The organism is Pseudomonas sp. MH9.2, assembly GCF_034353875.1.
GTDB lineage: Bacteria > Pseudomonadota > Gammaproteobacteria > Pseudomonadales > Pseudomonadaceae > Aquipseudomonas.
The window spans coordinates 3,353,777-3,379,361 of sequence record NZ_CP133784.1 but is presented as its reverse complement, the minus strand read 5'-3'; the positions used below and the strand labels follow the sequence as shown (position 1 = coordinate 3,379,361).

At 57.1% G+C, this 25,585-nt stretch carries 25 protein-coding genes, 1 tRNA gene and 1 pseudogene; 9 read left to right on the top strand and 18 right to left on the bottom strand.

Annotated elements, in window-relative coordinates:
* Window positions 1-175: 175 nt before the first annotated feature.
* The 5 genes from RHM55_RS15810 to RHM55_RS15790 form a co-directional block, all read right to left on the bottom strand.
* Complete coding sequence (locus RHM55_RS15810) at window positions 176-958, bottom strand: MetQ/NlpA family ABC transporter substrate-binding protein (protein WP_219063730.1); 783 nt, start codon at window positions 956-958, stop codon at window positions 176-178.
* Window positions 959-1,164: 206 nt separating this feature from the next.
* On the bottom strand, window positions 1,165-2,115 hold the full coding sequence (locus RHM55_RS15805) for a sigma 54-interacting transcriptional regulator (RefSeq protein ID WP_322177267.1): 951 nt from the start codon (window positions 2,113-2,115) through the stop codon (window positions 1,165-1,167).
* Between the two features lie 126 nt (window positions 2,116-2,241).
* Window positions 2,242-2,823 carry an alpha/beta hydrolase gene (locus RHM55_RS15800; protein WP_322177266.1) on the bottom strand — a complete coding sequence of 194 codons (582 nt, stop codon included), beginning with the start codon at window positions 2,821-2,823 and terminating at the stop codon, window positions 2,242-2,244.
* 263 nt (window positions 2,824-3,086) lie between these two features.
* The gene (locus RHM55_RS15795) at window positions 3,087-3,749 is read right to left on the bottom strand and encodes a response regulator (protein ID WP_322177265.1); all 663 of its coding nucleotides are present in this window, start codon (window positions 3,747-3,749) and stop codon (window positions 3,087-3,089) included.
* Window positions 3,750-3,777: 28 nt separating this feature from the next.
* The gene (locus tag RHM55_RS15790) at window positions 3,778-4,470 is read right to left on the bottom strand and encodes a Crp/Fnr family transcriptional regulator (RefSeq protein ID WP_322177264.1); all 693 of its coding nucleotides are present in this window, start codon (window positions 4,468-4,470) and stop codon (window positions 3,778-3,780) included.
* A gap of 90 nt (window positions 4,471-4,560) precedes the next feature.
* Between RHM55_RS15790 and RHM55_RS15785 the strand changes: the two genes are divergently transcribed.
* Complete coding sequence (locus RHM55_RS15785) at window positions 4,561-5,085, top strand: DUF962 domain-containing protein (protein WP_322177263.1); 525 nt, start codon at window positions 4,561-4,563, stop codon at window positions 5,083-5,085.
* 89 nt (window positions 5,086-5,174) lie between these two features.
* On the opposite strand, the gene RHM55_RS15780 is transcribed toward RHM55_RS15785, so the two are convergent.
* The 6 genes from RHM55_RS15780 to dibA form a co-directional block, all read right to left on the bottom strand.
* Window positions 5,175-6,164: a sulfate ABC transporter ATP-binding protein gene (locus RHM55_RS15780; RefSeq protein ID WP_322177262.1), complete on the bottom strand. Its 990-nt coding sequence runs from the start codon at window positions 6,162-6,164 to the stop codon at window positions 5,175-5,177.
* Between the two features lie 3 nt (window positions 6,165-6,167).
* A complete protein-coding gene (gene cysW / locus RHM55_RS15775) occupies window positions 6,168-7,040 on the bottom strand; it encodes a sulfate ABC transporter permease subunit CysW (RefSeq protein WP_322177261.1) in 873 nt (290 codons plus the stop codon).
* A 10-nt stretch (window positions 7,041-7,050) separates the two neighbouring features.
* Window positions 7,051-7,872, bottom strand: coding sequence for a sulfate ABC transporter permease subunit CysT (cysT, locus tag RHM55_RS15770; RefSeq protein WP_219063721.1), 822 nt, complete (start codon window positions 7,870-7,872; stop codon window positions 7,051-7,053).
* A gap of 91 nt (window positions 7,873-7,963) precedes the next feature.
* A complete protein-coding gene (locus RHM55_RS15765) occupies window positions 7,964-8,971 on the bottom strand; it encodes a sulfate ABC transporter substrate-binding protein (RefSeq protein WP_322177260.1) in 1,008 nt (335 codons plus the stop codon).
* Window positions 8,972-9,066: 95 nt separating this feature from the next.
* Entirely contained in the window at window positions 9,067-9,249 is a 183-nt protein-coding gene (gene oscA / locus RHM55_RS15760) for a sulfur starvation response protein OscA (RefSeq protein WP_322177259.1), read from the bottom strand.
* A gap of 195 nt (window positions 9,250-9,444) precedes the next feature.
* Entirely contained in the window at window positions 9,445-11,364 is a 1,920-nt protein-coding gene (gene dibA / locus RHM55_RS15755; RefSeq protein ID WP_322177258.1) for a phosphodiesterase DibA, read from the bottom strand.
* A gap of 154 nt (window positions 11,365-11,518) precedes the next feature.
* Between dibA and desA the strand changes: the two genes are divergently transcribed.
* Together desA and RHM55_RS15745 are read left to right on the top strand one after the other, a co-directional pair.
* Window positions 11,519-12,703 carry a delta-9 fatty acid desaturase DesA gene (desA, locus tag RHM55_RS15750; protein WP_322177257.1) on the top strand — a complete coding sequence of 395 codons (1,185 nt, stop codon included), beginning with the start codon at window positions 11,519-11,521 and terminating at the stop codon, window positions 12,701-12,703.
* Window positions 12,704-12,842: 139 nt separating this feature from the next.
* The gene (locus RHM55_RS15745; protein ID WP_322177256.1) at window positions 12,843-13,832 is read left to right on the top strand and encodes a sensor domain-containing diguanylate cyclase; all 990 of its coding nucleotides are present in this window, start codon (window positions 12,843-12,845) and stop codon (window positions 13,830-13,832) included.
* Window positions 13,833-13,902: 70 nt separating this feature from the next.
* Here the strand turns inward: RHM55_RS15745 and RHM55_RS15740 are convergent, their stop codons facing one another.
* The 3 genes from RHM55_RS15740 to gabD form a co-directional block, all read right to left on the bottom strand.
* Window positions 13,903-15,114, bottom strand: coding sequence for an HDOD domain-containing protein (locus RHM55_RS15740; protein WP_322177255.1), 1,212 nt, complete (start codon window positions 15,112-15,114; stop codon window positions 13,903-13,905).
* Window positions 15,115-15,245: 131 nt separating this feature from the next.
* Window positions 15,246-16,526, bottom strand: a complete 1,281-nt coding sequence (gene gabT, locus RHM55_RS15735; protein WP_322177254.1) for a 4-aminobutyrate--2-oxoglutarate transaminase — start codon at window positions 16,524-16,526, stop codon at window positions 15,246-15,248.
* Window positions 16,527-16,666: 140 nt separating this feature from the next.
* The gene (gene gabD, locus RHM55_RS15730) at window positions 16,667-18,109 is read right to left on the bottom strand and encodes an NADP-dependent succinate-semialdehyde dehydrogenase (protein WP_322177253.1); all 1,443 of its coding nucleotides are present in this window, start codon (window positions 18,107-18,109) and stop codon (window positions 16,667-16,669) included.
* 351 nt (window positions 18,110-18,460) lie between these two features.
* On the opposite strand from gabD, the gene RHM55_RS15725 reads away from it, so the two are divergent.
* Together RHM55_RS15725 and RHM55_RS15720 are read left to right on the top strand one after the other, a co-directional pair.
* Window positions 18,461-18,537: transfer RNA gene (locus RHM55_RS15725), tRNA-Arg, on the top strand.
* Between the two features lie 270 nt (window positions 18,538-18,807).
* On the top strand, window positions 18,808-20,088 hold the full coding sequence (locus tag RHM55_RS15720; protein WP_322177252.1) for a bifunctional O-acetylhomoserine aminocarboxypropyltransferase/cysteine synthase: 1,281 nt from the start codon (window positions 18,808-18,810) through the stop codon (window positions 20,086-20,088).
* Window positions 20,089-20,203: 115 nt separating this feature from the next.
* Here RHM55_RS15720 and RHM55_RS15715 read toward each other — a convergent pair whose 3' ends face one another.
* From RHM55_RS15715 to RHM55_RS15700, 4 genes are read right to left on the bottom strand one after another with little or no spacing between them, the layout of a single operon-like run.
* On the bottom strand, window positions 20,204-20,392 hold the full coding sequence (locus RHM55_RS15715) for a DUF2892 domain-containing protein (RefSeq protein WP_322177251.1): 189 nt from the start codon (window positions 20,390-20,392) through the stop codon (window positions 20,204-20,206).
* Window positions 20,393-20,405: 13 nt separating this feature from the next.
* Window positions 20,406-20,825, bottom strand: a complete 420-nt coding sequence (locus RHM55_RS15710; protein ID WP_322177250.1) for a DUF6691 family protein — start codon at window positions 20,823-20,825, stop codon at window positions 20,406-20,408.
* A 2-nt stretch (window positions 20,826-20,827) separates the two neighbouring features.
* Entirely contained in the window at window positions 20,828-21,298 is a 471-nt protein-coding gene (locus tag RHM55_RS15705; RefSeq protein ID WP_322177249.1) for a YeeE/YedE family protein, read from the bottom strand.
* Window positions 21,299-21,318: 20 nt separating this feature from the next.
* Entirely contained in the window at window positions 21,319-22,203 is an 885-nt protein-coding gene (locus RHM55_RS15700) for an MBL fold metallo-hydrolase (protein WP_322177248.1), read from the bottom strand.
* Between the two features lie 98 nt (window positions 22,204-22,301).
* Here RHM55_RS15700 and RHM55_RS15695 point away from each other — a divergent pair.
* The 4 genes and pseudogenes from RHM55_RS15695 to cydB all read left to right on the top strand — a co-directional run.
* Window positions 22,302-22,535, top strand: a pseudogene (locus tag RHM55_RS15695) (AAA family ATPase); the annotation flags it as partial.
* Window positions 22,536-22,646: 111 nt separating this feature from the next.
* Complete coding sequence (cydP, locus tag RHM55_RS25965) at window positions 22,647-22,844, top strand: cytochrome oxidase putative small subunit CydP (RefSeq protein ID WP_330201613.1); 198 nt, start codon at window positions 22,647-22,649, stop codon at window positions 22,842-22,844.
* Window positions 22,841-24,427: a cytochrome ubiquinol oxidase subunit I gene (locus tag RHM55_RS15690; RefSeq protein ID WP_322177247.1), complete on the top strand. Its 1,587-nt coding sequence runs from the start codon at window positions 22,841-22,843 to the stop codon at window positions 24,425-24,427. Before cydP ends, RHM55_RS15690 begins: the two co-directional genes overlap by 4 nt.
* A gap of 11 nt (window positions 24,428-24,438) precedes the next feature.
* Complete coding sequence (gene cydB / locus RHM55_RS15685) at window positions 24,439-25,581, top strand: cytochrome d ubiquinol oxidase subunit II (protein WP_322177246.1); 1,143 nt, start codon at window positions 24,439-24,441, stop codon at window positions 25,579-25,581.
* Window positions 25,582-25,585 lie beyond the last annotated feature (4 nt).

The window sequence follows — 25,585 nt, the reverse complement described above, 5'->3', positions numbered from 1 at the left end:
CTGGGTAACAAGAGTCAGAACTTTATAGGTATAAGAAACTTAATTTAAATACCGTTGAGGAATATAGATATCACTGAACACACTAGCGATCCGCCGGGCAGGTCAGTTCCAAACGCAAAAACGCCGACGCTAATGAAAGCCGCCGGCGTAAAAAACGTTAACGCTTGAATTCAGATCAGAACGCCGGCAGTACCGCGCCGTCGTACTTCTTGGCAATGAATGCTTTGACTTCAGGGCTGGTCAGCGCCTTGGCCAGTTTCTGGATTGCATCGCTGTGGGCGTTGTCTGGACGCGCCACCAGGAAGTTCACGTAAGGCGAATCAGCGCCTTCGAGAATCAGTGCATCCTTCTTCGGGTTGAGCTTGGCTTCCAACGCATAGTTGGTGTTGATCATGTCCAGATCAACCTGATTGTAAGCGCGCGCCAACATGGCCGACTCCAGCTCCTTGAACTTCAGGTTCTTGGGGTTGGTCTTGACGTCCTTTACCGTTGCCAGTGCGTCAGTCGGGTCGTTCAGGGTGATCAGACCGGCTTTCTCCAACAGCAGCAGTGCACGGCCAGCGTTGCTGCCTTCGTTTGGAATGGCAACAGTTGCGCCGTCCGGCAGGTCAGCCAGGGATTTGTACTTGGACGAGTAGCCACCGAACGGTTCGACGTGAACGCCGACGACGGTAACCAGATCAGCCTTCTTGCCTTTGTTGAAGCCATCCAGGTACGGCTTGGTCTGGAAGTAGTTGGCATCGAGCTTCTTCTGGAAAACCTGCAGGTTCGGCTGCACGTAGTCGTTGAAGACTTTGATTTCCAGGTCCACGCCTTCTTTTGCCAGCTCAGGCTTGATCAACTCAAGAATCTCGGCGTGCGGAACAGGCGTAGCGCCGACGACCAGTTTTTCACCCGCGTGGGCCAGGCCAATCGAAAGCGCAGCAGCGAGGGCGGTCAACAACAACGTCTTTTTCATGCGGTGTCCTTAGCGAAAGTCGCGGTCGTCACAAACGACGGCTTATCAGTGAGTTGCCGCTGATCATCGGTTGAACCTTATGACTCAGCGGCGTGAAACGGACATTACCGATATTTCTTATTCCATGACAATACTTTTTACGTCAATGGTTATGCTTTTTTGTGCTGACTAGCATTAAGCGCCACTCTCTCCGCGAAACACAGCGTCTAACGCGGGGTTTGCGACACGCGTTGGCTCAGGCGCTCCAGCAATCGCTGCAATTCCGACAGTTGCCCGGGATGCGCGAAAGCGAGCAAGTGCTCCGCTTGCTGCTCGATCTGCGCCAGAGGATTCGCGCTGTCGGGCAGATTAAGGTGTTCGGGCAAAATTTCATCGCCACTGCTGACCAACAGCGCGAAATGAATAACGTTCTCCAGCTCGCGAGTATTGCCCGGCCAACTGTGCCGCTCCAATACCTGTTGCGCAGTTTCACTGATCAGTGGCACCGGCAAGCCCAAACGCTGGCTGTAAATGCCGAGAAAATATTCGGCCAAAGACAGGATGTCACCCACTCGCTCGCGTAACGCAGGCAGGTCCAGTCGACCTTCGCTGAGGTAGTGATAAAGCCGCTCGTTAAATTTACCGACGGCCACCGCCTGCGCCAGATCGATGCTGGTGGCGGCCACCAGACGCACGTCCACCGGGCTGGGTTGCTGGGCGCCAACGCGGGTCACTTCATGGTTCTCCAGCGCCGCCAACAGCTTGATCTGTATCGGCAGCGGCAAATCGCCGATTTCATCCAGGTACAAGGTCCCGCCATTGGCCGAACCGAACCATCCCGCACGACTGCTGGCGGAGCTGCTGTGAGCGCCGGCGGCATAGCCGAACAGCTCGGCATCGGCGTACGTCGGGCTGATCGCTCCGCAGTTCACTGACACGAATAAGCCCCCACGGTCGCTGGCGCGATGGATATGCCGGGCCAGCAGTTCCTTGCCGCTGCCGGTTTCGCCACGGATCAGCACCGGTAACGAGCGCGGTGCCAGTTGCTCCAGCTCTTCGCGCAACTGACGCGAGCGCGGGTCGACGAACACCAGCGCTTTGGCGCGAATGCTCAGCGGGCTTTTTTCCGCATCGGGGAAGGTCAATAACGGCTGACCAAAGGTTTCGTGAAGGCTCATGGCAAACTCCCGCCTGAGCCCTTGCGACGACTCACGCGTTAAAAATAGACAATAGGGCCCGAGGGTCCGGCGTGAAAATTATTGAGGTCGATGAGTAAAGCATGGCGTCTGCCGCGCCGATCGAATTCAGGCGCGACGCCGAGCGTGGTGTTCCATTCGGTTTTGCAGGCGGTACAGATAGGCGAAGCCCTGCTCCCAGCGCTGATGGCCGGACTTCACATTGATGTGCCCCGCCCCCCTGAGAATGCCTGCTTCTGCGCCCCAGTTATGAGCCAGCTCCAGCGCGCGCTGAGTACTGACCGCCGTGTCGTTATCCGAGCTGACCACTTGGGTCGGAAACGGCAGCAGGTGCCCAGGAATCGGTGCGAAATTACGTAACGCAGGCGAGCAGTTCGGCCGTTCAACGTCAGCAGGCGCCACCAGCAAGGCACCGCGCACCTGACGCAGCGACTGCAAAGGCGCGAGTTCGGCCCAATGCGCAACGGTGATGCACCCCAGGCTATGAGCGATCAGGATCACCGGCGTGCTGTCAGCGACAATCGCGCGCTGCAATTCACCGACCCAATCCTCGCGCCGTGGTTTGAGCCAGTCGGCCTGCTCCACGCGCGCGCTGTTGGGCAAACTGTTCTGCCAATGCGTTTGCCAATGGTCGTCAGACGACCCTTGCCAGCCTGGCACGATCAGATAGCGGATCGACTCGTTACGCATGGGGTGCGCCTCCTGCCTGTTTGCGTTCATGGGCAAAGTATAAGGACGCGACATATATTCGTTAAGGAATAAGAAGCTATTTATTAAGACCTTAAAAGAATATAAGGATTATAGATTCGGCAGGCAAAAAAAAGGACCGCCCCCTGCCTAAGGAGCGGCCCATAAAAAACTTACAATTCGAGCTTATCCAAACGCTGTGACAGAAACGTTACCGGGCAGAAAGCTGCCTATAGTGCATGTTGGAGTCAGCCAACAGAGCTCAATCAGCCTTCCAGCACCTCCAACTGATAGCCCACAACACCCACGGTATGAATCAGTTTCGGCAAGTAGCGCTCATCGATTTTAGAGCGCAGGCGATGGATGGCGATTTCGACCTTGTCCATGTCATTGTTGAACACCTGCGAAGCGATCAGCGCGCGTGAAATGACATCACCCTGACGGCTGACCAGCAACTGCAGCAGTTCGAACTCCTGATCGCTCAACGAGATCCGTTGCCCGCCACGACTAACGCGCTGGAGTGGTACGTCGATTTCCAGATCGGCAATAGAGTAGCTGTCGGCAGTACCGGTTGGCCCACGCCGCAGCAAGGTCCGAACCCGGACCAACAGTTCCTCAAGGGTAAAGGGCTTGAGCAGGTAATCATCGGCACCCAGTTCCAGCCCGCGCAACCGGTCTTCCATGGTATCGCGGGCGGTCAGGAACAACACGGGCGTATTGCCGCGCTGACGGACCAGTTGCAGCAGTTGCCAGCCATTCAGGCCCGGCAACATGGCATCGAGGATGATCAGGTCGTAGGCATTCTCTTCGACGAAATGGCGGCCGGACAGGCCGTTATCCGCGACGTCGACCCTAAACCCCGACTCGCCAAGCCCCTTGGCCAACTGATTGGCGGTACTGAGATCGTTTTCCACTAACAGCAAACGCATGGTGCACCTCATTTATCGTGCGTCTAGGCTAGGCTGATTGCGAGGCCGCCGCACGCAGTTTATCCAGGTCAAGAATCCTGATTTCGCCATAACTGATGTCCAGGACACCCTGAGTCTGAAAATCGTTGAGGATTTTGTTGATGGTCTGGCGAGACATCGACAGCATTTGCGCCAACGGCTCCTGAGGCAGCTCGATCACCTCTCGCGAGCGATTGATCTCGCCATACCCTTCGGCGATCAACAGTAAGCGACAGGCCACGCGCGCGGCGGCAGGCAACAAGCTTTGCTGCTCGAGATGAACGAACGTCAGGCGTAGTTTCTGACTCATCAACAAGGCGAAATGGCGCCAATACTGAGGCTCTTTTTCCAGCAGAGTCACCAGCGCCGACTGCGGGACCTGCAACAGAATGCTGTGGGCTTCGGAAAATGCGTCATGGGTGCGCGGCAGGCCATCGAACAACGACACCTCGCCAAACCAGTAAGGCAGCTCGATCCGCGACAGCAACGTCTGCTTGCCTTGCTCGCTGACCGAGCCAATACGAATCGCGCCTTCGAGCACCGCATACAACCCACACGGCGGATCGCCGCGCCGGAACAACGGCTTACCTGGCGTCAGGCGTCGCGTTTTCGCGGCATTGAGCAAGCTATCCTGTAAACCAGCCGGCAGATTGCTGAACCAGTAGCCGGTCAGCAGTCGGGTCCGCCATACGGCTCCGCTCATATGAACTCCTTAATTGCAGACTTTGTCGGGTAACGGACAAAGCTCTTTCAAATCCCGAGGCATGATCATCGTTCCACAGGAGGAATAACAATGAAAAACCTCGTTGATCATCTTAGTCAATACGCCGCCTACCATCGCGACACACGCAACATCGTCAGTCACTTTATCGGCATTCCGCTGATTGTCATTGCGGTGGCCGTGCTCCTTTCGCGTCCCGGCGCCGTGATAGGCGGCATATGGCTTTCGCCCGCAACCCTGCTGGCACTGGGGTCTACAGGGTTCTACTTGCGCCTGGATATGCGGTTCGGTGTGGTGATGGGCGCCCTGCTCGGCCTATCCCTTTGGACAGGACACACGCTTGCCGTGCAGTCGACGCTGGTCTGGCTGAGCAGCGGCGTCGGTTTGTTTGTCGTCGGTTGGGCGATTCAATTTGTCGGCCATTTTTACGAAGGGCGTAAACCGGCGTTCGTTGACGATGTGTCGGGGCTGATCGTCGGGCCACTGTTCGTGGTGGCCGAAGTGGCGTTTTTGCTGGGGCTGCGACAGTCACTCAAGCACGCCATGGAAGAGCGTGTCGGGCCTACCGGTATTCGCGGGAAGAAAGCGCTGGTTTGATTGACGTCATTCGCGAATGCGTTCGCTCCACACAGCCGGCACAGGCGAATGGTTTGACGCGGTGTGCCGAACACGCCGCGTCAAAAAGATCAGCTACCCGCCAGTTTCTGCCAGACCTTCGGCTTGAAGAACAAGGTGTCACCACGTGTCAGACCGATCAGGCTGTCGTGGTCTTTCACCACTTCGGCTTCGATCAGTTCGCTTTGACCTTCGACCTTCAAGGTCACACGAGTGGTGGCGCCCAGCGGCCGGATATCACGCACTTCGGCCGCGTGGTGGTCTTCCAGTTCATGCCGCGACAACGACACCTCATGCGGGCGGAATAGCACGTGGTTATCGTCGCCCAGGTGCAGACGGTTGGAGTCACCCAGGAAGTGGTAAACAAAATCGCTGGCCGGGTTTTCATACACCTCACCCGGTGAGCCGATCTGCTCGATCACGCCCTTGTTCATCACCACGATGCGGTCTGCCACTTCCATGGCTTCTTCCTGGTCGTGGGTCACGAAGACCGAGGTCAGGTTGATGTCTTCGTGCAGGCGCGCCAGCCAGCGGCGCAGCTCTTTACGGACCTTGGCATCCAGCGCGCCGAACGGTTCATCAAGCAAGAGCACTTTAGGCTCGACCGCCAACGCACGGGCCAGCGCGATACGCTGACGCTGACCGCCGGACAACTGTTCCGGATAACGGTCCGACAACCAATCGAGCTGCACCATGTTCAGCAGTTCATGAACCTTGACCGCAATCTGACTTTCGGTCGGACGCTGGTTCTTCGGTTTCATGCGCAGACCGAACGCGACGTTGTCGAACACCGTCATGTGGCGAAACAGTGCGTAGTGCTGGAACACGAACCCGACATTGCGATCACGCACATCGTGCCCGGAGACGTCTTCTCCGTGGAAAACGATGCTGCCCTCATCTGGGGTTTCCAGGCCGGCAATAATACGCAGCAAGGTGGTTTTGCCACAGCCTGACGGGCCCAGCAGAGCTACCAGCTCACCGCTTTGAATGTCCAGATTGATGGAGTTCAGGGCCTGGAAAGCGTTGAAACGCTTGCTGACGTTACGGACTTCGATCGACATGAATTATTCCTCCGCCGCACTTTGGCGCAGACGGGTAATGCGCGACTCGCTCCACTGCTTGAGCAGCAGGATGAACAGCGCCAGGATCAGCAACAGGCTCGCCACGGCAAACGCTGCGACGTGGTTGTATTCGTTATAAAGGATCTCAACGTGCAACGGCAGGGTGTTGGTGACGCCGCGAATGTGCCCGGAAACCACCGAGACCGCGCCGAACTCACCCATGGCCCGTGCGGTACACAGCACCACGCCGTAGATCAAACCCCACTTGATGTTCGGGACCGTGACGTGCCAGAACATCTGCCAGCCGTTGGCACCCAACAGCCGCGCCGCCTCTTCTTCCTGCGTGCCTTGCTCCTGCATCAACGGGATCAGCTCGCGAGCAACAAACGGCACGGTCACGAAAATAGTCGCTAGCACGATACCCGGCAAGGCAAACACGATCTGGATGTCGTGATCCTGTAGCCACGGCCCGAACAAGCCTTGAGCGCCGAACATCAGGACGTAGACCAGACCGGCGATTACCGGTGACACCGAAAACGGCAAGTCGATCAGGGTCACCAGCATACTTTTGCCACGGAACGAGTACTTGCTCACGCACCAGGCAGCGCTGACGCCGAACACGACATTGAGCGGTACCGAAATCAGCACGGCGATCACGGTGAGTTTGAGCGCCGACAATGCGTCCGGCTCGAAGATCGCGGTGAAGAACGCGCCCAGTCCGTTTTTCAGGCCTTGAGAGACCACAATGAACAACGGCAGCCCCAGAAACAGGATAAAAACCAGCCAGCCAAGGCCGATCAGAATCCGTCGAGACACTGCGCTGCCACGACGGGCAGCGTTGGCGGAGGCGGCAGCAGAAACAGTTGAGTAAGACATACGCGCCTCCTTAGGATGGGGTTTCGATGCGACGCTGCAACAAGTTGATCAGCAGCAGCAGGACGAAAGAAACCATCAGCATCATCACGCCAATGGCGGTGGCGCCGGTGTAATCGTATTGATCGAGCTTGACCATGATCAGCAGCGGCAGGATCTCGGTTTTCATCGGCATGTTGCCGGCAATGAAAATCACCGATCCGTACTCGCCGACGCCACGCGCAAAGGCCAGGGCGAACCCGGTCAGCCATGCGGGAAGCAGGGCCGGCACCAGAATATAGCGGAACACTTGCAACGGCCTCGCGCCCAGGCAGGCGGCGGCTTCTTCGACTTCACGCGGGATATCGGCCAACACTGGCTGCACCGTGCGCACCACGAACGGCAGCGTGACAAAGGTCAGGGCGAGGGTGATGCCAAGCGGGGTGTAAGCAATCTTGAAGCCCAGGTCGGCGGCGAACTGCCCTACCAGGCCTGTCGGCGTATACAGCGCCGTCAGGGCGATACCGGCGACAGCGGTCGGCAGCGCGAACGGCAGGTCGATCATTGCATCGATGATCTTGCGCCCGGGGAAGGTGTAACGCACCAGCACCCAAGCCAGCAGTGTGCCAATCACGCCATTGATGATGGCGGCATAAAATGCGGTGCCAAAACTCAGCTTCAAGGCGGCAACCACACGCGGGGCAGTGACGATGGCCCAGAATTGATCCCACGTCAGCTGGGCAGCATGGATGAACATGGCAGCCAGCGGGATCAACACAATCAAGCTGAGGTACACCAAGGTGTAGCCCAGCGTCAGCCCGAAGCCGGGTATGACGGGGGAAATACGACGCGACATAAAAGTCCTTGGTTAACGCACGAAGCCCGGAAATGAATCCGGGCTAAAGGCCAAACTAAGCGATACGCTTTTCAACGTAGCGCTGCACAGGCTATTGCGCCTGGTAAATCTGGTCGAACACGCCGCCATCATTGAAGAATTTCGGTTGCGCAGTTTTCCAGCCACCGAAGTCTTTGTCGATAGTCACCAGGTCCAGTTTAGGGAATTGCCTGGCATATTTGGCCGCCACTTCTGCGTTACGTGGGCGGTAGAAGTTTTTCGCGGCGATTTCCTGACCGGCCGGGCTGTACAGATGCTCCAGGTAAGCAGTGGCAATTTCACGGGTGCCTTTCTTGTCGACGTTCTTGTCGACAATCGATACCGGCGGCTCGGCCAGAATCGACAGCGAAGGTACGACGATGTCGAACTTGTCGGCGCCACCGTCTTCTTTCAGTGCCAGGAAGGCTTCGTTTTCCCATGCCAGCAACACGTCACCCTGACCATTATTGACGAAGGTAATGGTTGAACCGCGAGCGCCCGTGTCGAGAACCGGCACATGCTTGAACAAGGCCTGCACGTATTCCCGCGCCTTGGCTTCGCTACCACCGGCCTTCAGACCATAAGCCCACGCGGCAAGGAAGTTCCAGCGTGCGCCGCCAGAGGTTTTCGGGTTAGGGGTGATGACCGACACGTCATTCTTGATCAAGTCGCCCCAGTCTTTGATGCCTTTAGGGTTGCCCTTGCGAACCAGGAACACGATGGTTGAAGTGTATGGCGTGCTGGCATCCGGCAGGCGGGTTTGCCAGTTCTCGGGCAAGGTTTTGCCGATTTTCGCAATTTCGTCGATGTCGCCAGCCAGGGCCAAAGTCACCACATCCGCGCGCAGACCGTCGATCACCGCACGCCCCTGCTTGCCTGAGCCGCCATGGGATTGCTGAATTTTCACAGTATCGTCAGCGTGGGTTTTCTTCCAGAAACTGATGAACTCAGCGTTGTAATCCTGGTACAGCTCGCGCGTCGGGTCGTAGGACACATTAAGCAGCTCAATGTCCTTGGCAACGGCGGAACCTGCAAAAACAGCGCTGGCGAGCGCAGCCAAGGCAAAACGACGAATAGACATGGTGAAGCTCCTGGACAATTCTTTGATTGTTGGCTTTTGCTTGATGGGTCGAACTCATCTCCCTGTGGGAGCTGGCGGACGCCTGGGTCCGCAGGTCAACTGGTCTTGTTGTTCGGGGTCTGCAGGCGGAATTTTTCTTTGCGTTCGATCTGAACCACTTGCGCGTTATGCACAGTGATTTCCACTGCGCCGAAGCGCAGGTCGCGCAACGCACTCTGAATTTCGCGCAGGATGCTTGCTTCGTCCTGGCCGTCAACACTGCGTAGAGATGCGCTCATGATTCTTCTCCTTGATAAGAGGTGCCTGCAGTAGCGATTCGCGGGCAACTGCTTGTGGCGTGGAGGTAATCTTAGAGAGGCGCAGTTATTCTTAAAAAGACTATTTAAGAATGCAGATATAACCAAAAAGAATTTAGAGATATTTCCCGGCAAGGAAACGTATTGCGCGTTTCCAGCAACGTGACATTCGGGTGCTCAGGACAACGTCACCACATGGTGTAAATCCAGCTTTTCAGCCGGCTGTGGACGGCCAAACCAGTAGCCCTGGCCCTGCTCGCAATGGTTTTCCAGCAGGAAACTCGCCTGATCGGGACGCTCGATGCCTTCGGCCAACACCTGCATGCCCAATGTTTGCGCAAGGGCGATGATCACTCGAACGATGGCGACATCATCCTCGTCATGGGGCAAACCGGCGATAAAGCCCTGATCGATTTTCAGTTTCTGCACCGGCATGCGTTTGAGCCGCAGCAACGATGAATAGCCCGTGCCAAAGTCATCAATGGCCAGTCGCAGGCCCAACTCGCGCAGGCGATGCAGTTGCTCGATGGCCATGTCCGGATCTTCCATCACCGCACTTTCAGTGACCTCCAGTTCTAGAAAACGCGAATCAAGCCCCGTGTCGCGAAGAGCCTGCGCGACGTGCTGATACATATCGCTGCGACCAAACATCCGACTAGAAACATTCACCGCGACAAATTCAAGGCCGACCCCGGCTTTGCGCCAATCACTCATCTGCTGGCAGGCGTGCTTGAGCACCCAAATGTCGATATCGGCGATCAAGCCACTTTGTTCGGCAACCGGAATAAAGTCGCCCGGGGACACCAGCCCCCGTTCAGGATGCTGCCAGCGGACCAGCGCTTCGACCCCGGACATACGGCCGCTGGAAAGGTCATGTATCGGCTGATAAAACACCCGCAACTCCTCGTGCGCTATGGCGCGACGGAGCTCACTGGCCAATTCGACCCGCTGCTGCGCATGCGCGGTCAGCTCTTCGGTATACAAGGCATACCCTTCGCGGCCTTCGCTTTTAGCCTTGAATAACGCCGAATCCGCGTTGCGCAGCAGTTGCTCGGCATTCAGGGCATCACTGGGGAACAGGCTGATGCCCACGCTTGCGCTGATAAACAGCTGATGGCCCTCGAACACGAACGGTTTCTTCAAACCCTCGATGACTCTTTGAGCCAGTTCTGCGGCCTGTGCCACCTGCTGGCAGTTTTCTGCCAACACGGCGAACTCATCCCCCCCGAGCCGAGCCAGGGTGATGCCGTTGCCGAGCAATGTATTCAGGCGCTCAGCCACAATTTTGAGCACCTGATCGCCAACGTTATGCCCAAGACTGTCGTTGATGTTCTTGAAGTGATCCAGATCGATCAGCAATAACGCACAGCCACGCTTGTTGGCCTGGGCATGCTCCAGAGCTTGCTCGGTACGGTCGGTAAACAATAGACGATTAGGCAGACTGGTCAGCGGATCGAAGTGCGCCAGGTGCACCAGTTCGCGCTGCGAACGCTTGATGGCGGAGATGTCCGAAAATACCGCCACATAATGGCTGATTTCACTGTTCTCATCCTTGATGACGCGGATGCTTTGCCATTGCGGAAAAATCTCGCCGTTTTTACGACGGTTCCAGATCTCACCGCTCCATTGACCGCTGGCGTTCAACGCCTGAAACATGGTCTGGTAAAATTCAGGTCCGTGGCGGCCAGACTTGAATTTTTTCGGGTTAAGCCCGAGCACTTCGTTTGCCTGGTAACCGGTAATTTCCATGAAGGCCCGGTTCACATGCACGATCAAACCCTGCTTGTCAGTGACCACGACGCCTTCGCACGTGCAATCGAACACCGCCTCCGCTTGGCTCAAGCGCTCCTGGTCCTGCTTTTTCAGCCCGGCTCGGGCAGCGGCGGCCATGCAGCCGAGGAGCCGGGTGCGGGCGAAAAAAATCAGCACGGCGCTGAAAATCAGCCATGCATAGGCATTTACCAACTGCCATTGGTCGAAACTAGCCTGATCCTGGATCAGATGCCGAAGCGAGGCATTGCTGATCTCAAGCCACAAAGCCGACACCAGCGCGTAGAGCAGGGCCGTCCGCAGCGCATTGCGAGAAGAAAGTGACATAAAATTAAAAAAACCTTACGAAAGGCGCGGATTATAGAGTAGAAACATCCGGCGACTCTTATCTAAAAGTGCGACTGGTTTTATCAGCTGAGTCAGTGATAATGCCTGCTGCTGCTTTTATATTCATCGAGCATTTTTGAGGGCAACACATTTTATGTGGAACAACGGTCTTCTTGATTTATCAGTTTGGCAACTGGTGGTAGCCATCCTGTTGATGACCCATGTGACCATTGTCGGCGTCACGGTTTATCTACATCGCTACTCCGCCCATCGTTCGTTGGAACTCAACGCTGGGCTCAAACACTTTTTCCGTTTCTGGCTGTGGCTGACCACTGCCCAGAACACCCGTGAGTGGACCGCCATTCACCGCAAGCATCACGCCAAATGCGAAACCGTCGATGATCCACACAGTCCTGTGATCAAAGGGCTGTCTACTGTACTGCGCAAAGGCGCCGAATTGTATCGCGCTGAAGCGGAAAATCCGGACACACTTCGCATCTACGGCAAAAATTGTCCGAACGACGGGATCGAACGCCACTTGTACACTCGTTTCCCTCTCCTCGGGATCTCGATAATGGCGGTGATCGACCTCGCGTTGTTCGGCGTGATCGGCATCACCGTCTGGGCGATACAGATGATGTGGATTCCCTTCTGGGCCGCAGGCGTCGTCAATGGTCTTGGTCATGCCGTGGGCTACCGTAATTTCGAATGCCGTGACGCGGCGACCAATCTGGTGCCATGGGGCATCCTGATCGGCGGCGAAGAGCTGCATAACAACCATCACACCTACCCGAACTCGGCCAAGTTGTCGGTCAAGAAGTGGGAGTTCGACATGGGCTGGGCCTGGATCAAGGTTTTCAGCTTCTTCCGTCTGGCTAAGGTTCAACGCGTTGCGCCTATCGCCCACCGGGTTGAAGGCAAGGGCCATGTTGACATGGATACCGCCATGGCAATCCTCAACAATCGCTTTCAGATCATGGCTCAGTACCGCAAATTGGTGATCGCGCCGCTGGTGAAACAAGAACTGACCAAGGCCGATGTGTCGGTACGCCATCAGTTCCATCGCGCCAAGCGCCTGCTCTCTCGAGAAACCAGCCTGCTTGATGACAAGCACCATCTGCACATCCAGACCATGCTTGAACACAGCCAAGCACTGAAAGTGATCTACGAGAAGCGCTTGGCATTGCAACATATCTGGCTAAAAACCAGCACCAACGGTCACGACATGCTCGCCGCGATCAAAGAGTGGGTTCATGAAGCCGAAGCCAGTGGTATCCAGTCACTGCGTGATTTCGCCAGCCAACTGAAAACCTACTCGCTACGGCCTGTCGCCGTCTGACACCGTTGATCGGCGCGCCCCGCCCGGGAGCGCGCCTGCTGGAACTTCATGTCCTACTTTCTATCTGAATGAATAGCTCACTATTTCGGTGGGCTCACTTGTGGCTGTGCGCCGCACATCTTCTAGAGATGCAGTGCTCATGGACAGACAGACACCCATTAACCAGCCCTCTCCCACCGACCTGCCGCCTTCCGCGGAAACCCTCCTGGCGCTGATGCACGCCCAAGCAGAAGTCGCACGCCTGAGCGAACGAGAACAGCTTTTCAGTTCGCTGCTGGTCAGCGTCAACGCGGTGTTATGGGCGTTCGACTGGGAAACCCAGCAAATGATTTACGTCAGCCCGGCCTATGAGCAGATTTTCGGGCGCTCGGCCGGCCTGTTGCTCGCCGACTACAACGAGTGGCGCGACAGCATTTACCCCGACGACCTGGACTATGCCGAACGCAGCCTGACCCAGGTGCTGGACAAGGGCGCCATCGAAGACCGCGAATACCGGATCATCCGTTCAGACGGGCAGGTTCGCTGGCTGAGCGACAAATGCTTTATCAGTCGCCAGGAACTCGGACAGCGTCTGATTGTGGTGGGTATCGCCGAAGACATCACCGAAAAGAAGCAGCTTGAAGGCGAACTTCAACGTCTCGCCACCACTGATGTGCTGACCCAGAGCAGTAACCGTCGGCACTTTTTCGAATGCGCTCAGCATGAGTTCGAACAGGCTCGCTTGCAGGGCTTGCCCTTGGCGTTTTTGCTCTTGGACATCGATGATTTCAAGTTGGTCAACGATACATACGGCCATCAGGAAGGCGATCAGGTGTTGCAACGCATCGCCGAGAGTGGACGTTCAGCTCTTCGTCGAGGCGATGTGTTCGGACGTATCGGCGGGGAAGAGTTTGCCGCCGTGCTCCCTGGGTGCGCACCGGACATGGCCAAGCAAATCGCCGAACGGCTGCAGCGGGAAATCCAGCGCCTGAGCTTCCAGTGCAACAACCAGGCATTCGGCATCACCGTAAGCCAGGGCCTGACCAACCTCCGCGACGATGACCTTGGCCTGGAAGTTCTCTACGCTCGGGCCGATGCCGCGATGTACCAAGCCAAACGTCAGGGCAAGAATCAGATTGTCTTGGTCTGAAGGTTTTCTGTCCCTGATGCAGCCTTTTCGCGATTTTTTCGCGAAAAATGGCCTATTGGCCAACGAAGATTTACGTCTTGCGCAACCGCCCCAGCTCTGATGCCCCGATCTTCAAGAGACGGGCCGGTTTGCTGTTGGCCAGTGCATCAACGCCCTCTTCCGGGCCGAGCAGCGCCAGTTGCGCCGCCACGTTCATAGCCAGGGCCTCGCGCGAGTAAACGCCTCCGCCGAAGTGATAGACCGCCGCGATCAACTCACGCAGTTCCAGTGGCAAGCGCCAGCGCGTGCGCAGAGCCGAACCGAACCCCGCACCGAATTGCGCCAACGACTCGCTGACCGCCTTCTCATCCAGCTCACCACCGGCCAGCATCCAGTCCTGCAAGCAACGCAACACCGTCAAATCACCCAGACTGTGCAACAATCCGGCACAGAAACAACGCTCTTGGTCCAGATCCAGCAAACGCGCAAGCGAGCGCGCGTATTCAGCCGCGCGACTCGACTGCTCCCAAAAACGCTGGGCGTGGGTGATCAGCCCTTTGTCCGTCAGCCTCGCCCCGCGCTTCATGGCCAGGCCAAGGAGCAGATTGACACTCTGCGTCGGGCCCAGCGCCTGCAGCGCCTGCGGCAAGGTCTGCACGCCTTTGCCCAAGTGCTGCGCCGCACTGTTGGCCGCAGCGATCAATACTGCCGTGATATGCGGGTCAGCTCGCAGTTCCTGCTCCAGCAGCCTCAAATCCGCGCCGGTCGCACCCTGACTGCTCCTCAGCGCCTGATGCACATCCACCCGCAAGGGCGCACCATCTGCGGTTTCCCGGCGACTTTCAAGGAACTGCGACAGACTCAAACCAGGTGCCAATGCCGGAATTTCGACAGCGACCGGCTCACTCGACTGAAGCAGCAAATCTTCCAGGCGTTGGCGCAGACCGTCCATATTCAAGGGCTTGGTCAAGTAAGCGGTGGGCGCCAGCGGCAATGCCTCGCGCACGCTGGCGCTGTCATTGCGGCTACTCAGCAGGATAAAAGGCAACGTCGGCTGACGACGCTGTTGACGCACCCCGCGCAGCAGGTTCAAGCCATCGGAGCCCGGCAGTTCCCAACCGGCAATCACCAGATCGGGGTGGTGATGACTCAACCAGTCTTGCGCCTCCAGCCCTTCGGAGCACACTTTCAGATCAGCATCACCGCGCACGCTCAGGACTAATTCGGTCAGCATGTCGCGCACCCAAGGGTCAGCCTCAGCGATCAAAACACGGGGTGCAGTGGGCGGTTCAAGAACAGTCATTCCGGGCTCTCCGACAGCGATACCCGCACTCTATCCAAACAAACCGTGGGGATATAGGCGCTAAGCGCAAATGCTTGTCCTAAAACAAGAAAAACCCGCCGAAGCGGGTTTTTTTGCTTACTTACTCACACTTATGCGAGTTCAGCGAAGCACTCTTCCATGATCGCCAGGCCTTTGTCCAGCAACTCGTCAGGAGCAGTCAGAGGCACCAGAACGCGCAACACGTTGCCGTAAGTACCGCACGACAGCAGGATCAGACCCTTGTCGCGCGCTTTGGCTACAACCTGAGCCACAGCAGCCGCGTTAGGCTTGTGCGGATCACCGCCTTCAAACAGCTCGACAGCGATCATCGCGCCCAAGGCACGAACGTCACCGATTACTGGGTACTTGGCTTGAATCGCGCGCAGGCCCGTCACCAGGCGCTCGCCAACCGCTTTGCAACGCTCCAGCAGGTGCTCTTCTTCAAACACGTCCAATACGGCCAGTGCAGCAGCGCATGCAATCGGACTACCTGCATAAGTGCCACCCAGGCCGCCTGGAGCGATGGCATCCATGTACTCAGCTTTGCCGCAAACGCCAGCCAACGGGAAACCGCCAGCAATCGACTTGGCGAAGGTGGTCAGGTCGGCAGATACGCCCATCTGTTCCATCGCGAAGAACGTACCGGTACGACCAGCGCCAGTTTGAACTTCGTCCGCGATCAGCAGAATGCCGTGCTTGTCGCACAGGGCACGCAGGCGAATCATGAACTCTTTCGGCGCAACGTAGAAACCACCTTCGCCCTGAACAGGTTCGATGATGATTGCGGCGATATCACGTGGCTCGGCGTCATTCTTGAAGATGCGCTCGATGCTGGCGATGGAGTCGTCAACCGTCACGTCGTGCAGTGCACATGGGTACAGCGCGCGAAAGATGCCGCCTGGCATCAGGCCCATGCCGGCCGAGTAAGGCACGACTTTACCGGTCAGACCCAGGGTCATCATGGTCCGGCCGTGGTAAGCGCCAGTGAACGCGATGATACCGGCACGGCCAGTGGCGGCGCGGGCAATTTTCACAGCGTTTTCTACCGCTTCGGAACCGGTGGTGACCAGCAGGGTTTTCTTCTCGAAATCACCTGGCACCTTGGCGTTGATCTTTTCGCACAGCTCAACGTACGGTTCGTAGGCCAACACCTGGAAACAGGTGTGGGTCAGCTTGGTCAGTTGTTCTTGCACGGCCGCGATAACTTTCGGGTGCAGGTGACCGGTGTTGAGTACCGCGATACCGCCCGCGAAGTCGATGAACTCACGACCTTCAACGTCGGTAACAGTAGCGTTTTTCGCGGAAGCCGCGAAGATCGGGTGGATCTGGCCCACGCCGCGCGGAACAGCGGCATTGCGGCGTTTCATCAAGGATTCGTTGGTCTGGCTCATAATGTCCTCATTCACCGCTCATCGGGCGGCGTAGTTCAAGGATTAAGCAGTCGGGTGGCAGTTGCAGCAGCATACGATGATCGACTGCTGCAACGTTCCAACTACAGGTGGAATTACGTGTCGCTACTGTGCTGACAGAATTAGATGCCCAGGCACAGGTACTTGATTTCCAGATAATCTTCGATGCCGTACTTCGAGCCTTCACGGCCCAGACCCGACGCCTTGATCCCGCCAAACGGCGCGACTTCGTTGGAGATCAGGCCTGTGTTAACGCCAACCATGCCGTATTCCAGTGCCTCGGAAACACGGAATACGCGGCTAAGGTCGCGGGCGTAGAAGTACGACGCCAGACCGAATTCGGTGTCATTAGCCATCGCGATCACTTCGTCTTCATCTTTGAAGCGGAACAGCGGAGCCAGCGGACCGAAGGTTTCTTCCTTGGAGACAGCCGCATCTTTAGACACGTTGACCAGAATGGTCGGCTCGAAGAAGTTACCTTCCATGCTGTTGCCGCCAGCCAGTACGGTCGCGCCTTTGCTGATGGCGTCAGCGATATGTTCCTTGACCTTGGCCACGGCTTTTCCGTCGATCAACGGGCCGGTAGTGGTGCCGACTTCCAGGCCATTACCGATCTTGAGCTTGGACACCGCGACTTTCAGCTTCTCGGCGAACGCGTCATAGACTGCGTCCTGCACGTACAAGCGGTTGGCGCAAACGCAAGTCTGACCGTTGTTACGGTACTTGGAGATGATCGCACCTTCGACCGCCTTATCCAGATCGGCGTCGTCGAACACGATGAAGGGCGCGTTGCCGCCCAATTCCAGGGACACTTTCTTGATGTCCTTGGCGCATTCAGCCATCAGTTGGCGACCGACTTCAGTCGAGCCTGTGAAGGACAATTTACGCACGATAGGGTTACTGGTCAGTTCGCCGCCGATGTCGCCAGCACTGCCGGTGACAACACTGAACACACCATTCGGGATACCCGCGCGGTGCGCCAGCTCAGCCAACGCCAGAGCCGAGAACGGAGTCTGCGAAGCCGGTTTCAGAACCATGGTGCAGCCAGCAGCCAACGCCGGGCCCGCTTTACGGGTAATCATCGCTGCAGGGAAGTTCCACGGCGTAATCGCCGCCGTCACGCCGATTGGCTGCTTGATCACAATCAAACGCTTGTCTGGCTGGTGACCAGGAATCACATCACCGTAGATGCGCTTGGCTTCTTCAGCGAACCACTCGAGAAACGAAGCGGCGTAAACGATTTCGCCCTTGGCTTCAGCCAGCGGCTTGCCCTGTTCCAGGGTCATCAGGCGAGCGAGGTCGTCCTGGTTTTCAATAATCAGTTCAAACCAACGACGCAGCTTGTTCCCACGGTCCTTGGCGGTCAACGCACGCCAGGCCGGCAGCGCCTTGTTAGCAGCTTCGATCGCGCGACGGGTTTCAACAGCACCCATCTTCGGAACAGTCCCGAGGATCTCATTGGTAGCCGGGTTGTTCACCTTGATCGTCTGACCATTGTCCGCATCCAGCCAAACGCCATCGATAAAGGCTTGCTGACGGAACAATTGGGTGTCTTTAAGCTGCATGTCGGTCTCCTAAACAGCACCGCGCACGCGCGGAGCGAATTTTTTGTTTGTTCAAAGGCGCCTATAAAAGGCTGCCGTCAGGAAATCATTCACCGTACTCAAGCACAAATAGCGCACTGATCGTAGAACGTGCGGTTCAGCACCCAGCCAAAAGCGTTTGAAATCTCAAACGAATCCTAGGGTCTGCGGGGGTAAAGGACAATAGTCTGTTCGAAAAAAAGAACGAAAACGGAGTTTAGCCGATTAGTTTCAGATCAACGTCACGTTCACACCCTGTTACGTGCGAAATCAACAACAGCACTCACCAGCATGGACGCCCGCCAGCCAGATGAGTATCATGGCGCCCGCATTGCACCAGTAGCTCAGCTGGATAGAGTACTGCCCTCCGAAGGCAGTGGTCGTGGGTTCGAATCCCGCCTGGTGCACCAAATAGCTGTTTCTGGCTGTCTCAGACAGTCTACGAAACACCCCAAGAAGCCCGCCCTGTGCGGGCTTTGTTGTTTCTGGCTATCCCTCCCTGTCTCGCCCCATAACTTCAAACCATGTATGCCCCCTTCGTATGCATTTGCAATGCCTTGAAATGGACGCATGCACGCAGTGATGCGCACTGAAATCAAGCGCCGTCCCCTGACTTGACTCCCGCCTTTGCTCGACACATTCTTCGGGGACACCTACAACTCCTGAAGGAACGAGAGCGCATGAAACTGGAAACCATGGCTATCCACGCAGGCTATAGCCCCGACCCGACAACTAAAGCAGTAGCGGTGCCGATCTACCAAACCGCGTCCTACGCGTTCGACGATACCCAGCATGGTGCCGACCTGTTCGACCTGAAAGTCGCAGGCAATATTTACTCGCGCATCATGAACCCTACCAATGACGTGCTTGAAAAGCGCGTTGCAGCCATGGAAGGCGGTGTCGGTGCGTTGGCGGTTGCGTCAGGCATGGCCGCGATTACCTATGCGATCCAGACCGTGGCCGAAGTGGGTGACAATATCGTCTCGGTGGCCAAGCTTTATGGCGGGACTTACAACCTGCTGGCGCATACCCTGCCGCGCTTTGGTATCCAGACGCGTTTCGCTGCCCATGACGACATCGCGGCGCTTGAGGCGCTGATCGACGACAAGACCAAGGCGGTTTTCTGCGAATCCATTGGCAACCCGGCCGGCAATATTATTGACCTTCAGGCACTAGCCGACGCTGCCCACCGGCATGGTGTGCCGCTGATCGTCGATAACACCGTTGCCACGCCAATTCTTTGCCGCCCCTTCGAGCACGGTGCCGACATCATTGTGCACTCGCTGACCAAGTACATCGGCGGACACGGGACCAGCATCGGCGGCATCGTCGTCGACTCCGGCAAATTCCCATGGGCTGACAACAAAGAACGTTTCCCCCTGCTTAACACGCCCGACCCGTCCTACCATGGCGTGACCTACACCGAAGCCTTCGGCCCAGCCGCCTTCATCGGCCGCTGCCGGGTAGTGCCACTGCGCAATACGGGGGCGGCGCTGTCGCCATTCAACGCCTTCCTGATCCTGCAAGGCCTGGAAACGCTTGGGCTGCGCATGGAGCGCCACACAGAAAATGCGCTCAAAGTCGCGCACTATCTCAAGGCTCATGAAAACGTCGCGTGGGTGAAATACGCCGGGTTACCCGACCATCCAGAGCATGCACTTGCTTTGCGTTATACCGCTGGTAAACCCGCATCGATCCTGTCGTTCGGTATCAAGGGCGGACAGGAGGCCGGGGCACGCTTTATCGATGCCTTGAAACTGGTGGTGCGCCTGGTCAACATCGGCGATGCCAAATCACTGGCCTGCCATCCTGCGTCCACCACTCATCGCCAGTTGAACGACGAAGAGCTGGAAAAGGCCGGCGTGCCAAGGGATATGGTCCGACTCTCCATCGGCATCGAACATTGCGATGACATCCTCAGCGACCTCGCCCAAGCTCTGGAGGCTGCGGTTCCCCGGTAACTATTTGAAGCTGAGGACTGGCGCCTGGCGTCAGTCCCGGAGCTCAAAAAAATCCCATCAAAGCGACTTGAGCGATTCAAGGCCTGAAGGGATTCCTTTCACATCGGACGACGCATCAATCACGTTTGCAGGTTTTGATGCCCAGCAGTGAATAGGCTGGGCAAAAGCGGAAGATGCCGGTCGCCAGTGGTACTACGCCAATCCAACCCCACACGCCAATGACCCCGAATACGGTCAGCCCGATGAGAATAACGCCCAGTGCGATGCGCAGGACGCGGTCGATGGTTCCAACGTTTGCGTTCATGGTGATCTCCCGATCAATGTACGCGCCGGGCTTCCAGCGCGGTGAATAACAACATGCCGACCAGCATGGCCAACACGAAAACAAAAGCTTGCCAGTGGGCCGTCAGCAGAAGGACCACTGCCGGTCCCGGGCATATCCCGGCGATGCCCCAACCGATACCGAACAGCAGGCTGCCACCGATCAAGCGCGCATCCAGCTCGCGTTTGACGGGCAGTTGCATCGGCGCACCCAGCAACGATGTCGATTGTTTGCCGGCCCAGTTGAACGGCACGCTCGCCACGGCGATGGCGCCGACCATCACAAGCGCCAGCGACGGATCCCAAGCGCCTGCCAGATCGAGAAATCCCAGCACTTTGCCCGGGTTGGCCATACCGGCGAGCAAGAGGCCGATACCAAATAGCAGGCCAGCAATGAAGGCTGTCAGTTTGCGCATGATTAGCTCCCGAGAAGATGACGTAGGACAAAGACGGTGATGAATCCCGCGAACATGAAGGTGATGGTGGCCGCGATGGAACGCGGGGAACGCCGGGAAATCCCACACACCCCGTGCCCACTGGTGCAGCCCGAACCGTAGCGGGTGCCGACGCCCACCAGCAAACCGGCCACTGCCAGGCCAAACCAACCGCTTTTGAACGCTATTAGCGGCAAGGCAGCAAACAGTCCCCACACCAGTGGCGCAATCAATAGGCCGAGCAGGAAAAGTGCCTTTTCGCTACGGCCTTCGCTGTCGGGCTGTAGAAGGCTGCCGAGCAGACCGCTGATCCCGGACACCCGCCCATTGGCCAGAACAAACAGGCTGGCGGCCAGCCCGATCAGCGCGCCTCCGGCCAACGAAGTCCAGGGTGTGAAATTTAACCAGTCGATCATCGTTGCGTCCCTCCGGTGCAGCAGGTTGTGTTCGTTCATTTTTCCGCCTGAGCCCATATTCAAATCGCGTTAAGCGGAATTTTCAGATAGCGGACGCCGTTGTCTTCGGGCTCCGGCAGAAGACCGCCGCGCATATTGATCTGCACCGATGGCAAGATGAGGACGGGCATTTCCAGGGTAGCGTCGCGTGCTTCGCGCATCTTGACGAAGGCGTCTTCATCGATGCCGTCGTGTATGTGGATATTGCTGGCGCGTTGTTCCGCGACGGTTGTCAGGTACTTGAGTTCGCGGCCATTGGGCAAGTAGTCGTGGCACATGAACAGATGGGTCTGTGGAGGCAGACTCAGGATCTTTTTTATCGAGCGATACATCGTTCGCGCATCGGCACCAGGAAAATCACACCGCGCAGTGCCGTAGTCCGGCATGAACAGGGTGTCACCTACGAAAGCGATGGTTTCGCCTTCGACTTCGACGACATAAGTCATGCACGCAGGTGTATGCCCCGGCGTGTGCATCGCCCTGGTCCGCAGCGAGCCAATGCTGAAGTGCGCGCAATCATCGAGCAGTACATCGAACTGACTTCCATCACGGGCAAAATCGCTGCCGGCATTGAAGAGCTTGCCGAACACTTCCTGCACGACGGTTATCAGGCTACCAATGGCGGTTTTTCCGCCGAGCGTTTTCTTCAGGTAGGCTGCGGCGGAAATATGATCGGCGTGCACGTGGGTTTCCAGTATCCACTCTACCGATGCGCCCAACTCACGAACCCGTGCGATCAATTGGTCGGCCGAATCGGTATGGGTGCGTCCTGACTTGGGGTCGTAATCCAGCACGCTGTCGATCAGCGCACATTGTTTCGTCGCACGGTCCAGCACCAGATAACTGACCGTCCACGTATGGCTGTCGAAGAACGCTTCTACCTGCAGTTGGTCACCGATGATCACAGCGGCTCTCCTGATGGTTGGGTGACACGCGACTGGCCACCTGTATTCATCTCAATCAGCATGCCAATCTTCTATTATCTGAATAAACTTACAACTAACTGTTTTTATTGAGTTTTCATACGTCAACCCAAGAACAGCACGAGCGGGTGTTGTATCTCGAACTTAAAAAACAGTCGACCATCATTCTGGATACCGACTACAACATCATAGCTGCCAACGTGGCTTATCAGCGTTAGTTCGGTACCCAATACTGTCGTGTATCACACCCGTTCTCGGTTCCCTACGATCAGGCCGACGAGCATTGCCCGGTGCGGACAGCTCATGCGTCTCGCGGCCTGGGTGTGACGTTCCGTCACTCCCGTTGCAGTTGAAAATATTGATCCAGATCAATATTAGCCACCGTCGCCGTCAGGACAATTCCGCCATCCCTGCGAGTACCCGTCATGCCAGGCCCCTTCGATTTTCTAAAAAAACCATTAATGAAGGAAATTGGCCTGATATTGCTTATCAAGCTCGTCTTGTTGTTGGGGATCCGAAGCATCTGGTTCAGCGCTCCGGTTGAGGTCATGGATGACGGCGTCAAAGTAGGCCAACACATGCTTGGCCCCCCTCCCGCACTTCCTGAGAAGAACCCCCAATGATCTCGGAATCAGTCGTCGACTTATCTCGACTGCAATTCGCTATGACGGCGCTGTATCACTTTCTGTTCGTCCCTCTGACCCTGGGTTTGACCTTCCTCCTGGCCATCATGGAGTCGGTTTATGTGATGACCGGCAAGCAGGTCTACAAGGACATGACCCGGTTCTGGGGCAAGCTGTTCGGCATCAACTTCGCCTTGGGTGTCACCACCGGCCTGACCATGGAGTTCCAGTTCGGGACTAACTGGGCGTACTACAGCCATTACGTCGGCGACATTTTCGGCGCCCCGTTGGCGATTGAAGGCTTGATGGCGTTCTTTCTGGAATCGACCTTCATCGGCCTGTTCTTTTTTGGCTGGGATCGTCTGACCAAAGTCCAGCATCTGGGGGTTACCTGGCTGGTGGCCATCGGTTCGAACATGTCGGCATTGTGGATCTTGATCGCCAACGGCTGGATGCAAAACCCGGTCGGCGCAGAGTTCAACTTCACCACTATGCGGATGGAACTGACCAGTTTCAGCGCATTGCTGTTCAACCCCGTGGCACAGGTCAAGTTCGTCCACACCGTTGCGTCCGGTTACGTGACCGGCGCGATTTTTGTCTTGGCTATTTCAAGCTGGTACCTGCTCAAGGGCCGCGATATAGGGTTCGCGCGGCGCTCCTTTGCCATTGCATCGGCTTTCGGCATGGCGTCGATTTTTTCGGTGATCATTCTGGGCGACGAGTCCGGGTATGAAATCGGCGATGTTCAAAAAACCAAGCTCGCGGCAATCGAGGCCGAGTGGGATACCGAGTCCGCACCTGCAGCCTTTACCCTGTTCGGGCTGCCGAATCAGGCCGAGCAACGTACCGACTACGCGGTAAAAATCCCTTATGTCATGGGGATTATTGCCACGCGCTCGCTGGACACGAAGGTGACAGGCATCAAGGACCTGGTTGCCCAGCATCAGGTACGGATTCGCAATGGCATGGTTGCTTATGATCTGCTTCAGCAACTGCGCGCCGGGGATAAAAGCGAACAGACGGTCTCTGCCTTCAATGCGGTGAAAAAGGACCTGGGCTACGGTCTGCTGCTCAAGAAATACACGAACAAGGTGGTCGATGCCAGCGACCAACAAGTCAAGCAGGCCGCGCTGGACTCTATCCCGGGCGTGGCTTCGATTTTCTGGACCTTTCGCCTGATGGTGCTCAGCGGTTTCCTGATGCTGGCCCTGTTCGTCTGTGCGTTCTGGGCGTCTACCCGCAAGAACGAAATGAGCAAACCCTGGCTGCTCAGGTGGGCCCTGTTCAGCCTGCCACTGCCGTGGGTTGCCACGCAGACCGGCTGGTTTGTCGCGGAGCACGGTCGTCAGCCTTGGTCCGTGGGTGAAATACTCCCGACCCATCTGTCCGCTTCAAGCGTGTCGACCGGTGATGTCTGGGGTTCTCTGCTGGCGCTGATCGCGTTCTATAGCGTGCTGTTGGTGATCGAGATGTACCTGATGATCAAGTTCGCCCGACTCGGGCCGAGCAGTCTGCACACGGGTCGTTATCACCTGGAACGCGAGGCAACACCCGACAACGCCACACAGCCGACCCTGGTCTGAGGAGCACAACGATGTTCGACTATGAAAGCCTCAAACTGATCTGGTGGGTACTGGTTGGCGTCTTGCTGATCGGCTTCGCCCTGACTGATGGTTTCGACCTCGGCGCCGCCGCGCTGATGCCCTTCGTCGGCCGCAACGATAACGAACGACGCGTGGTGATCAACACCATCGCGCCGCATTGGGATGGCAACCAGGTTTGGCTGATTACCGCCGGCGGGGCGTTGTTCGCCGCCTGGCCATTGGTGTATGCCGCCGCGTTTTCGGGCTTCTACTGGGCCCTGCTGCTGGTACTGTTCGCCTTATTCGTTCGCCCCGTAGGCTTCGATTATCGGAGCAAACTGAGCAACACCCGATGGCGGCAAAGCTGGGACTGGGGCCTGTTCGTTGGCGGCGTGGTGCCTTCGCTGGTATTCGGTGTGGCGTTCGGCAACCTGCTCCTGGGCGTGCCCTTCCAATTTGACGATACCCTGCGCTCCAGCTACCACGGCAGCTTCTGGCAACTGCTCAGCCCATTCGGGCTGCTCGCTGGCGTCGTCAGCTTGAGCATGCTCTGCCTGCACGGCGGCACATGGTTGATGATGCGTACAGAGGGTGACATCGCCCGGCGTTCTCGCAGCGCTGCTCAACTGTTCGCGGCGGTTTACCTGCTCGCCTTCATCGGTGCCGGAGTCTGGCTCTTGCTGGGCGGCATTGAAGGGCAAACCATCACCTCAGCCTTCGAACCCGGCATAGCCTTGAATCCGCTGAGCAAAACCGTGGCCGCGAGTAATCCGGGCTGGATGGTGAACTACGGGAAATACCCACTGACCATCATTGCGCCGGTCTTGGGGATAGTCGGCGCGCTGCTGGCCCTGCTCTCGGCCAGCGGCGGTCACAGTCGCTGTGCGTTCCTGGGCAGCAGCCTGGCCATCGTTGGCACCCTCTGCACAGCCGGTTTCGCCCTGTTTCCGTTTGTCATGCCGTCGAGTATCGACCCTGCCTCCAGCCTGACCGTGTGGGATGCTGTTTCCAGCCGCATGACACTCAATATCATGCTGGTTGCGGCAGCGATTTTCGTGCCACTGATCCTCTGCTATACCCTTTGGTGCTACGCCAAAATGTGGGGAAAAGTGACCACCAAACACATCGACGCCAACACTCACAGCCTTTACTGAGGAG